The organism is bacterium, assembly GCA_030685015.1.
In the GTDB taxonomy this organism is placed as follows: Bacteria; CAIWAD01; CAIWAD01; order CAIWAD01; family CAIWAD01; genus CAIWAD01.
Genome location: JAUXWS010000065.1, coordinates 1 through 11,323, shown reverse-complemented (window position 1 = coordinate 11,323; position 11,323 = coordinate 1). Strand labels below are relative to the sequence as shown.

At 64.5% G+C, this 11,323-nt stretch carries 7 protein-coding genes; all 7 read right to left on the bottom strand.

What is annotated here, in order from left to right; all coding sequences use genetic code 11:
* Positions 1-126: 126 nt before the first annotated feature.
* Positions 127-309: a hypothetical protein gene (locus Q8O14_09380; protein MDP2360950.1), complete on the bottom strand. Its 183-nt coding sequence runs from the start codon at positions 307-309 to the stop codon at positions 127-129.
* Positions 310-775: 466 nt separating this feature from the next.
* Positions 776-1,639 (bottom strand): lectin-like protein, encoded by an 864-nt coding sequence (locus tag Q8O14_09375; GenBank protein MDP2360949.1) that lies wholly within the window; start codon positions 1,637-1,639, stop codon positions 776-778.
* 123 nt (positions 1,640-1,762) lie between these two features.
* Positions 1,763-3,412, bottom strand: a complete 1,650-nt coding sequence (pckA, locus tag Q8O14_09370; protein ID MDP2360948.1) for a phosphoenolpyruvate carboxykinase (ATP) — start codon at positions 3,410-3,412, stop codon at positions 1,763-1,765.
* A 20-nt stretch (positions 3,413-3,432) separates the two neighbouring features.
* The gene (locus Q8O14_09365) at positions 3,433-4,650 is read right to left on the bottom strand and encodes an aminotransferase class I/II-fold pyridoxal phosphate-dependent enzyme (protein MDP2360947.1); all 1,218 of its coding nucleotides are present in this window, start codon (positions 4,648-4,650) and stop codon (positions 3,433-3,435) included.
* Positions 4,651-4,862: 212 nt separating this feature from the next.
* A complete protein-coding gene (locus tag Q8O14_09360; protein MDP2360946.1) occupies positions 4,863-7,610 on the bottom strand; it encodes a T9SS type A sorting domain-containing protein in 2,748 nt (915 codons plus the stop codon).
* Between the two features lie 314 nt (positions 7,611-7,924).
* The gene (locus Q8O14_09355) at positions 7,925-9,487 is read right to left on the bottom strand and encodes a hypothetical protein (GenBank protein ID MDP2360945.1); all 1,563 of its coding nucleotides are present in this window, start codon (positions 9,485-9,487) and stop codon (positions 7,925-7,927) included.
* Positions 9,488-9,765: 278 nt separating this feature from the next.
* A complete protein-coding gene (gene ric, locus Q8O14_09350; protein ID MDP2360944.1) occupies positions 9,766-10,482 on the bottom strand; it encodes an iron-sulfur cluster repair di-iron protein in 717 nt (238 codons plus the stop codon).
* Positions 10,483-11,323 lie beyond the last annotated feature (841 nt).

Genomic DNA, 11,323 nt, shown 5'->3' with positions numbered 1-11,323 from the left:
GGAAGCAGGGGCTCCACTCGGCTCCAGAAGGCATCCGACAATTCCCAGCTCGCCAATCGCGACATGGCTGACTCCTCCAGTTGTGATGGAGGAAGCTGGCTCAACGGAATCGAAATGTCAACCTATTTACGGATAAGCTCTTAGACCCAGATCTCCATACAGGATCGTTGGTCCCGTATTGGTGATGGTCGAACCGGCCAGGACGGCGAAACTGTAGGCGGTCCCCAGGTTGACGGGTGCCGTCGCCCAGATGCTGCCCGGCACCAGGGCCACCAAGCAAACTCTTCGAAGTGTGCGCATGCCATTCATGGATGGGTCTCCTTGTTGATATCTGAGTTTGGACTTTCAGGGCTCGCAGGAGGACAGAGCATAACTGAGCAAGATCCACGCCAAGTCGGCTTCACCACCCAAACGATTGATGATCAAGTCATTGCGAATTTGGCGTTTCATGATCTTTTGTTCTCACTGTTCAATTTGAGTCATGTGTGCTTTTCTCTTTTTGGCATCCTCTTGAAATTTGGAATCCACTTAATCCCCGCCGTAGCATGAACACGTTCGGATTAGCCCAGTTCATCGAGGAGTACCTAACCCTGAATCTGCGCCAAGTGCTCTGTTACTCCCGCTGCAGAGCCTCGATCGTCCCGTCCACCTGACATTCCCCACCGAAATCACGCAAAAGGGCCCGCGCGCCTGGCGCTGGGCCCCTGGGAGTGGCATTCGCGATTATTGTACTGGGAGTTCAGGCCTCAGCGGCCGGCCACCGGCTCCGCCACCGTCATTTGAGCAGCAGCATCTTGCGTGTGTCACAGCTGGCGCCGACCCGGATGGCGCACAGGTAGATGCCGCCGGGCCACTGGCTCCCATCAAGTCGTAGATGATGCCGGCCGGCCTGGCGGTATCCAAGCCCATGCTCGACCACGAGCCTTCCGGCCAAATCGTGGACCGTCAAGGAAGCCTCCCCACCGGAGAGCTGCCACCAGCGCACGACGGTCTCCGGGTTGAAGGGATTCGGCGTGTTGGGGGACATGACCAGGGTCCTGGCGGGTTCCAGCTCCGGGCCGCGCTCGCCGACACCGACGGGCGGAAATTCGATAATGTAGTACAAGAGGTTGCCGGCGTCCACATCGTTCCACTGGCCGGCCACCCCCAAGGGCCAGTCCGTGATGGCCAGGCCCAGCGCGTCCTGGTTGGACCAGTTGTCCGGCTCCAAGCCCCAGTTGGTGTAGTGGCCGCCCACCGGCTCGCCGGAGGCGGTCCCCTCCCAGAATTGGACGCCGTCGCCATCGTTGTCACCGTCCCAGATCCACCTTCCCTCGACGGCCAGATCATTGCCGCCAAGCCAGACATAGGACGCGCCTCCGCCATCGGGTGCCACCGTGTGCTCCGGCAGGATGCCCGCCAGGTTCAGCTGCGCGAAGAGCCCGTCCTGCTCCTCCTGTGAGCCGACCTCGGCCAGATGGCCGCCCCGTTCCACCGCGCAGGCGGCCGCGTCGACCCAGCCGAGGTTCTCCTTCACGATCTCGTAATCCACCCCCAGGAGGTTGAAGGAGACGATGTTCCCGCTCGACGCGCAGTCCTGGGCATGCGCCACCACGGCCGCCGCCAGCAGGATGGCCGCGCAACACCATGAGTGCTTCATATGTCCTCTGCAAGGCAACAGGTCTGTTTGAGGCCCGCGCCACGGATGGGCCTGCGGCACCTCATCGCGTTGGACACTGGCCGGATCGGGGTCGGATTCGATCCCGATCCAACCCGTCCACCATCAGTAGTTATTCAGCTTGGGCCCGGCCGCCACCACCTCGGGCGGGCAGTCGTCGGCGAACTTGCGGAAGTTCTCCACGAAGAGGCCGCCCAGCTGCTTGTACTTCAGCTTGTAGGCGGCGCGGTCCGGCCAGCGCTCCTCCGGCACCAGCACGTCGTCCGGCACATTGGGGCAGGTCAAGGGGACCTCGAAGCCGAAGAGCGGATCGGTGCGGTACTTGACCTTCATCAGCTCGCCGTCCAGGGCGGCGTCCAGCAAGTTGCGCGTGTGGCGGATGCTGATGCGCTTGCCCACGCCGTAGGGGCCGCCCACCCAGCCCGTGTTGACCAGCCAGCACTGCACGTTGTGGCGCAGGATCTTCTGCTTGAGCAGCTCGGCGTAGAAGGCGGGCGAATGCACCATGAAGGGCGCGCCGAAGCAGGCGCTGAAGGTGATCTCCGGCTCCTTGCCCATGTCCAGCTCCGTGCCGGAGACCTTGGCCGTGTAGCCGCTGATGAAGTGGTACATGGCCTGCTCGGGCGTGAGGCGGGCGATGGGCGGCATCACGCCGCTGGCGTCGCAGGTGAGCATGATGATGTTCTGCGGGTGGCCGGCCATCTTCTCCGACACGGCGTTGTCGATGAAGGCCAGCGGGTAGGAGGCGCGCGTGTTCTCGGTGCGGCTGTCGTCGTCCAGGTCCAGGCGCCGCGTGATGGGATCGTGGATCACGTTCTCGAGGATGGTGCCGAACTTGCGCGTGCAGGCGTAGATCTCGGGCTCGGCCTCGGCCGACAGGCCGATCACCTTGGCGTAGCAGCCGTTCTCGAAGTTGAAGACGCCCTCGTCGCTCCAGCCGTGCTCGTCGTCGCCGATGAGCTTGCGGCGCGGATCGGCGGACAGGGTGGTCTTGCCCGTGCCGGACAGGCCGAAGAAGATGGCCGTGTCGCCCTGCTTGCCCACGTTGGCCGAGCAGTGCATGGTCATCACTCCCTGGCGCGGCAGCAGGTAGTTGAGCACGGTGAACACGCTCTTCTTGATCTCGCCGCCGTAGCCCGTGCCGCCGATGATGGCCAGCTTGTGCTCGAAGGAGAGCAGGATGAAGGTGTCGCTGCGCGTCCCGTCCAGCTCCGGCACGGCCTTGAAGCTGGGGATGCTGACGATGGTGAAATCCGGCACGTGGCGGCGGTACTCGTCGGCGCCGCCGAGCGGGATGAACATGTTGCGGGCGAAGAGGCTGTGCCAGGCGTACTCCGTGATGATGCGCACAGGCAGCCGGTAGCGCGGGTCGGCGCCGCCCCAGCAGTCCTGCACGAAGAGGTCCCGCTCCTGCAGGAAGGCCTGCAGGCGGTTGAGCACCTCGGCGAACTTGACGGCGCTGAAGGGCCGGTTGTACTGGCCCCACCACACCTCGTGGTTCACACTGGGCTCCACCACCACGAACTTGTCGTTGGCGGCCCGGGCTGTGTGCTTGCCTGTGTTCACCACGATGGGGCCCTGGTTGCTGATCTGTCCCTCGCGGCGGAAAAGGATCTCCTCGTAGAGGGCGGGCTCCGCCAGGTTCCAATAAACGGTGCCCAGATTGGTGAAGCCCTGGTTGACCAGGCCGAAGTCGCTTTTCAGCTCCCTGGCGATGCCGGCGGCCGGGCTTTTGATGTTGAGATAGTTGAGCATGTGCGTGTCCTCTCTGCCGCCTAATTCCAGTTGCGCACCATCTTGCGGTCGCCGATGAAGATCTCGTTGGGCGATTCGGGGTCCAGCGCCCACTTCATGCGGGCCACGCCATCCATGATCTGCTTCACCGTGCCGCAGGTGGAGAGGCGCAGGTGCCCCTCGACGCCGAAGCTCACGCCCGGCACCGTCACCACCATCACTTTCTCCAGCAGCATGTTGGCCAGCTTGACCGAGTCCCTCTCGTAGGTGCTGAAGTCGGCCAGGCAGTAGAAGGTGCCCTGGGGTTCCCGCAGGAAAACGCCGTTGAAGGCGTTCAGCTCCTTCTTCATCACCAGCGCGTTGTTCTGCAGCGAGAGGCGCAGGTTCTCGATGCCGCTCTGCAGCCCGTTGAGCGCGCCCACCGCCCCCGCCTGGGAGAGCGCCGGCGCGCAGCTGGCGGTCTGCGCCTGGACCCGCACGATCGCCTCCTGCAGCTTCTTTGGCGCCAGGCACCAGCCGATGCGGAAGCCGGTCATGCCGTAGAGCTTGCTCACGCCGTTGACGACGACGAGTTTGCCGTCGTCGAAATCGCATTGCTGGTACCTGGTGGCCGGATACCAGCGGGCGCCGTCGAAGACCAGCTTGTGGTAGATGTCGTCGGTGATGAGCCAGATGCCCTTCTTCTCGCAGAACTCGACGATGGCCTTGGTGAAGGCCTCGTCGTAGACGGCGCCACTGGGGTTGTTGGGGCTGTTGATGATGATGGCCCGCGTGTAGCCCGTCACCGCCGCCTCGATGTCCTGCATGCGGGGATGGAAGCGGCCGTCCTCCGGCGTGACGATGATGGGCTTGGCGTAGAAGAGCTTGGCCAGTTCCGGGTAGCTCACCCAATAGGGCGAGAGGATGATCACCTCATCCTGCGGGTTGAGGATGCAGGTGAGGATGCCCGCCAGCGACTGCTTGGCGCCGGCGCTCACCACCACGTTCTCCGGGGCCAGCACCTTGCCGTAATTCTCCTCCGTGTAGCGGAGGATGGCCTTCTTCAGGGCCGGGGTGCCGTCGGTGGGCGTGTAGCGGACGTCGGCCGTGACCAATTGCGCCACTGCGGCGCGCACGGCGTCAATGGGGGTCTTGCTTTGAGGCTCGCCCGAGCCCAGGTGGATCACCGGTTGGCCGGCCTCCTTCAGGAGCCGGGCCTTCTCGTTCATGACCAGAGTCGGGGACTCTGAGATGCTCTGTGCCAGCAGACTGATGCTCATGGTATGCCTGTCCCAATTGGGTGTTAAGAGAACGACAGTGGAAGATAGGAAGGGGGATGCGCATCCCCGAGACGCCCGGATCGGACCCGACTGTCGCGGATCAGGGCGAACCTGTTGTCTGACATCGATTTGCGTTAAAGACAGAATGGGCCGACCTCGCGCGCGCGAGGCCGGCCCAGCATGGAGCGTTGACAACCTGGCCGCGGCAGGGCCTATTTCACCAGCAAGAGAGTGCGCGCCTCCTGAAACTCGCCGGCCTGGAGGTGGGCGATGTAGATGCCGCTGGGCAGGCTGGCGGCATCGAACACGACTTGGTGGGATCCTCGCTCCACCAGCCGATCGACCAGTTTGCCCACCAGCCGTCCCTGTGTGTCATAGACGCGAAGGAGCACGTGCCTCGTTTCAGGCAGGCTGAAATCGATGGTTGTCGTCGGGTTGAAGGGATTGGGACGGATGGCCGTGAGTCCGAAAGCCGCGGGGGACTCCTCCGCCGCGACGGTCTGTGTCACCACAGCTTGCACAACCACCGCCGGACACGGTCCGGGTAGCGCCAGCTCGCAGACCAGCCCGCCCGGGGCAAGGCCCTCCACGCGCACGGTGACCGTTTGGCTCTCTTCCGCGCCCAGGTCGAGCATCCCGTCGAGGATGGTGACGCCGGGACAGGCGGCCTCCACCTCTCCCTGCAGGCGGCCGCCGCCCGCATTGGTGATGACGAAGGACTGCTCCACCACCTCGCCCGTCTCCAGCTGGCCGAAGTCCAACAGGCCGGGATGGACCTGGCAGACCGGCAAGCCGGCCTGTCGTTCGTAGAGGACACGGCTCGCATACTGGTCCAGGTTGTCCAGGTCGATGAGTTCCACCAGCGATCCGTTGCCATCAAGGCCGTAATACTGGTAACGGTAAGTGCGCACGGTTCCGTCGTCGAATTCGAAGCGGAAGGCCTGCTCGCGCAGCGGGTAGTCCACGTGGCCGATGCCCAGCTTGACCTGCAGGGCGTCCATGACGGGCAGCAGGCCATCCCAGTCACCGCCGTCGGCGGGCTCGGTGATCCACTCGTTGTCCGCCAACAAGTCCCCCGGCTTGACCTGCCAGGTCACCCATAGACCGGCGCTGTCGAAGGGATCCAGCGGATCGTGGTAGAAGGAGAGACGGTCCAAGTGGCGCGGCTGCCAGCCTTCGTTGAGGATTTCCACACGGTCCCAGTTGAGCACGTTGTTCAGTGAGCCATAGGTCCAAAGGACCGTGCGGTGGCTGTTGTAGCGACTGAGACCGATATGCCCGGCGGCATCCCAGGCCTCGCCCGCCGGAGGCGGAATCTCGCCGATGGGGATGCGCAGGTAGTAGACGTCGTTCTCCGTCTCCAGCGATCCGTCATTGATGTCCGTGTCGCGGATGGATGCGCCCGCATGGCGATCCTGCAGGAAGGTCACATGCAGACAGCCTCCGGACACCGTCTCGGCCAGGGTGGCATAGGTCTCGCTCAGGCAATCGGGAGCCAGGCAGCCGGGGCTGGGCGTGTTGGTGATGTTGATGCGCGGTCCCCAAGTGCGCCCATTGTCCGCCGAGCAGGCCATGTAGAGTTCGCCGTTGGCCATCGCCTTGCCGTCGGAACCCGGGGAGCGCCGATCGGCGAGGTCGTAGACATTCCACAGCGCGTAGAGGTGGCCCGTGTCCGGGTCATGGGCCAGTTGCACGCGGTCCTCCTTGACACGGAAGACGCCGGCGAAGACATAGGGAATCTCCTCCCCCTCGTGGTCGGCGGCCAACCAACCCCCGATGTGCCCCCACTCCCCCGTTGAGGCATTGATGTGAAAAAGGGCGCTGCGGTAGCACAAGTCGATGAAGGGCAGGGAATGGGCCACATTGTCGTCAAGCGTGACCCATTGCAGGCTGTCCACCCGCGCCACGGGCGCAGTGAAGGCCACGTGCAGGTCCGGCGTTTGCTGGCTGTCGTAGATGGCGTCCATGTCGGTGAAGGCGCCCACGGTGGTGCGAAACGGCGCGGGCGAGGTGGGATCCCAGAAGCGCGTCAGGTTGACAGGATTCCCCTGGGCGATGCGGGTGAAGAGGTTGTTGGTCGCGCCCCGCGTCTCGTAGCACAGGATGTCGTGGCACCACTGATTGGCTCCATAGAACTGGTCTTCATAGACGTCTGGCGCCGCCGCCGTGCGTTCCATGAAGAGGACGGCCGCTCCCGGCGCGTGCTTGGCGGCGACGGGCACGGCGCTGATTGTGTTGCTGTCGTCCGTCACCAGGACGTAGGGTCCGTCCCAAGACTGGCCGTTGGTGGAGGCCGTGTAGTGCACGCCGTTGGGGATGACCGTCCCACCGTTGCTGCAGACCATGTGCAGCTTGTCGCGGTAGTCCAGGGCGATGTGGGGCCAGAGGATGTCGGCGTTTTCCGTTTCAGGGATCAGGTCGAAAGCCAGGGTGCAACCCCAGAAATCCACCCCGAACCAGGCGCCCGTGGTGGTGTGACACCCCGCCACTCCTGATTCTGACGGCAACCCGTTGACCGGGGCTGCGCTGGTGGTGGCGTGGGTGGTGAAGCCGGCCCTGCCCAGCATTACATTCATGGCAGGCGTGAGGCTCAGGTCGGGATCCACACACCAGGCCAGGACACGCCTCCCAGCCCCCACGTTGGCACCGCCCATGAAAGAACCGTGACTGACGCCATCTGCGGAAACGGCGATCATCTTCCCATGGGAGCCGTTGTGCTGGTAATCGTAGCGGGTCGTCCCCACCACCACCTCGTCGCCGATGGCGTAGTTCGTGTCCACCCGCGGATGCGCCTCCCACTTGAGGACCGGCTCGACCACCGTGTCGTGGATGGGGGGGACTGCCTGGCGGACCTCCGGGTCCAGCACAATGTGGGGTGGCAGATCCGCCGCCGGAATGGCCGCCGACGGCAGGACCAAGCCAGCAAGCAAAAGCAAGGGAGTCAGGTGGGTGGAGCGCATGGGGACCTCGCACGTTGCTTGCCAGCCGGGTGCCCCCTGGGAAACTTCCCGTCCAATCCTCGTGCAGGGGGACGGCAGGCCGTCAACCGCACCGGCTGGGCAGGGGGCAAGATCGACTGGTCAGATAGCCACCGTTGACGGGAGACCGTCGCCAGTTGGCGACGACGCATCCACGTTAACACGGCCGATTCATGTACGCAAGACCAAAGTGACGGGCGCGAAAAATTGGTTGCCTGTTTGGTCCTGGATTCGATCCTCCCAGTCCCGGTCGAAAACACCCGGGCGGCGGCCTCCCTTCGCCAGGCAGGAACCCATCACTTCAGCAGCAGGGCCTTGCGCATTTCCACCCGCCCGTCCCGCTCCAGCCTCACCAGATAGAGGCCGCCCGCCAGTCCCGCCGCGTCCCAGACGAGCTGGTGCCGGCCAGACGGGACAACGCCCCGCACCAACTCTGCCACCACTTGGCCCGCCAGGTTGTGCACGGTGAGATGCACGTCTCCCGGACTGGTCAACTCAAAGGGAATGTGGACGATTGGATTGAAGGGGTTGGGCCAGGGATCGCCCAGAACCAGTGAGGACGGCACGAGCGGTCCGGGGGTTGGCAGGGCGGAGTTCTCGTCCCAGCTGCCGAGGAATTCCCCGGTGACGGCGTTGATGACGAAGACATGGTCCTGCCATTGGGTCCCGTTGAACCAGCCCGCGAAGTGCACGGCCCAGAGGGGAAGGGTCGGGTCCTCCGGCCAGAGCCAGTGGAAGTTGCCGGCCATGGCCCAGCGCATGTCGTCGCTCAGGCTCTCCTCCACTTCCCAGCCGCCGTTGTTCAGGGCGATGGACATGGCCGCGTCGCTGTCGATGAACACCTCCGGCAGGGTGGCCATGGGCGGCCAGTCCGAACCGCCGATCTCCACCCAACTGATATGGGTGAAGTGGATGACCATGATGTAGGCCGTCAAGGTGGGCGAATAGAACTGGTAACCCCAGCCCATGCTGCGGCCGTTGTCCTCCACCGTTTCGCCGATGCTCAGCACGGCGCGCAGCTCCGCGTCGGTCACCATCGCATGCTCCGCGGCCAGCTGGCGGGCCTCCTCCAGGCCTTCACGGGCCAGGAAGGGGCTCAGGCTCATGGAGAAGAGCAGCATGTCGATGCCGTCCACGTCCTCCCCGCCCACCACGATGGCATCCGGCTCCCCGTCCTCATCGGCGTCCAAGTAGCCGATGAGGTCGCCCGCCTCCGTGCTGATGTTGCCGTCCCTGTCCAGGTCCATGGCCGTGATGGGATAGTAGAGGCCCGGCCGCACATAGGGGATGGCGTAGGTTCCGGTGGGATGCAAGACCACCGTGGCGGCCAGCAACTGGGCGTCCTCCTCGCCGAAGGGCGGGGCGTCGAAAAGACCCACCACCGCGCCGTAGGGCGATTCCCCGTCCAGGCGCGCCACCTGACCCTGGACCTGGCGCTCGCCCATGGCGGGCAGGCGGCTCAGGTGCAGGTCGCGGGGAGCGTCCAGATCCGCTCCCTGGGCACTGATGGCGCGATCCACCAGGAAGTAGTAGTCGTGTCCGGCGGCGAGGGTGAGTTCAAGGCAGAGGATGTTCGTGCCGCCGCTCCAGGTCCAGCCGGTCAGGCCGATGCCGTCCTCCGGTTCGGCGATGAGCGCCTGCACGGGCAGTACGGCCTCGTCGCCGCCGTTCACGGTGAAGCGCTGGGTGGTGTCCAGCGCCGCGTTGAAGGTCAGGCAGACCGACACCGCTCCAGGCAATCCGGCCGCGCCGTCGGAGGGCGTGACGGAGGTGATGAGGAACTGGGCGCGCAACGGCAGGGCCAGGGCCAGAAACAGTCCCAGCGTGGCTGCAAGGCGCATCTTCCATGAGGTTTTCATGACGGTCTCCTTCCGTTGATCGGTGAATCCCTTCCGCGGACCTGCCCCGGATGCCCCGCCCTGGCGCCCGGCAAGACATGGGTCGCCGGCCTGGCCTGGTCGCGACCCAGCCTGGGGCAGGCGGTCGTCCTGAGGGCAGGCTGGCGTGGGATGCCGCTCCAATCTGGTGCGGCAGGTCTTCAGGTGCAAGTGGAATGTGAGAACCCGCCCGGTGCACGCCCACGGATGCCGGGCGATGGATCGGGCGGGCGGTCTCGCGAGAAGCGTCCCATCCTGCATCAGGACTGGCGGCGGGCCTCCAGCTCCAGGGCGGCCGGATGGAGGACGTTGTTCTCCTTGTGCACATGGACATGGATGTCGTGCTCCAACCGGGCAAGCCCGTCCACCATGGCACGGTAGGTGTTGCAGGCCCAGTCGGGCGCTTGATAGCCGTCGGTGAGGGCGCGCAGGCGGCGCAGGGCCGATCCCACCGCTTCGTGCTCCCGCTCCATCTGCCCGATGGGATTGGCCAGGGATCCGCAGTGGAAGTCCGGGGCACGATCGGAAGCCTCCAATTGGCAGATCATGGGGAAGAGCACCTGCTCCTCCTTCGCCATGTGATCGAAGAGTTCCTCGAAGAGTCCGATGAACTCCAGCCGCACTGCTTCCAGGCGGTCATCCTTGGACCCATGTACGAGGGCCACCTTCTCGGTCAGCATGTCCAGGTGGGGATGCTCGGTGCGTAGGTAGGCATGGTGCTGTTCGAGGATGTGCTCCACCAATTGGGTAAGGGACATGGCGCGAAGGTCCGGCTCCTGCGCCTCGTCCCGCGACAGGGTCCGCCGCAGGTCGGCCAGCAGCTCCTCAGGTTCACAACCGGCCTCACGGCAGGCCTCGTCCAGGGTCCGGCCGCCGCCGCAGCAGAAGTCGATGCCGGCCTGGGCGAAAGACTTGGATAGCGAGGGATGGCGGGTCACCAAGTCCCCCACCCGCTCTTGCCTGTGAATCTCAATCATGGGCATTCCTCTCCTTCGGTTTTGGCCCTGGCCGCGGAATCGCGCCGGGGCTCTTTTTAAAATACCCCTTATAAGTAGCAATTAATGTGGTGAGAAAAAGCTCGGCACTCTGGAGGCGGTGGAGTGCGAGTCATCCGTCCACGGGCAGGGTGCCAGGGACGCTGATGCTCACGGGCGCCCGGGTGGGCGAGGATCCGCCCATACCAACTACGTGATCAAGCGGGGGCCTGGCAACGAGGCGGATGGTGGTGGCGCCGCGAGGAATAGGCTGTCTGCGGACAGTCAAGGGACAGTCTGGGGACAGTCTGCGGACAGTCCCCAAGGCCGAAGACCTTGCTGCACAAGGGCGACATTTTCGCCTCCGCCGTCCGCGGGCAGGTGTCAGGGACGCTGATGCTCATGGGCGCCCGGGTGGGCGAGGATCCGACCATACCAACTACGTGAGCGAGCGGGGGCCTGGCAACGAGGCGGAAGGTGGTGGCGCCGCGAGGAATAGGCTGTCTGCGGACAGCCTGCGGACAGTCTGCGGACAGTCCCCAAGGCCGGGTACAAAGCTGCCCACATCGTCTTATGTCCATTCCCGCAGACAGACGGAAAAGCAGCGGCCGGCTCCCCAAGGGCAGGGAACCGGCCGCCGAAGTCATCCGATCCTTCAACCAGTTATGTATGGTGGTCACGCGGTAGAGCTTCACGCCGCCGTCCACGATGCAATTGATGTCATAGTAAGAGCTTATCCGTAAATAGGTTGACATTTCGATTCCGTTGAGCCAGCTTCCTCCATCACAACTGGAGGAGTCAGCCATGTCGCGATTGGCGAGCTGGGAATTGTCGGATGCCTTCT

Coding starts and splice junctions, on each gene's coding strand:
- Q8O14_09380 (MDP2360950.1), bottom strand. CDS start 309: ATGAATGGCATGCGCACACTTCGAAGAGTTTGCTTGGTGGCCCTGGTG.
- Q8O14_09375 (MDP2360949.1), bottom strand. CDS start 1,639: ATGAAGCACTCATGGTGTTGCGCGGCCATCCTGCTGGCGGCGGCCGTG.
- pckA (MDP2360948.1), bottom strand. CDS start 3,412: ATGCTCAACTATCTCAACATCAAAAGCCCGGCCGCCGGCATCGCCAGG.
- Q8O14_09365 (MDP2360947.1), bottom strand. CDS start 4,650: ATGAGCATCAGTCTGCTGGCACAGAGCATCTCAGAGTCCCCGACTCTG.
- Q8O14_09360 (MDP2360946.1), bottom strand. CDS start 7,610: ATGCGCTCCACCCACCTGACTCCCTTGCTTTTGCTTGCTGGCTTGGTC.
- Q8O14_09355 (MDP2360945.1), bottom strand. CDS start 9,487: ATGAAAACCTCATGGAAGATGCGCCTTGCAGCCACGCTGGGACTGTTT.
- ric (MDP2360944.1), bottom strand. CDS start 10,482: ATGATTGAGATTCACAGGCAAGAGCGGGTGGGGGACTTGGTGACCCGC.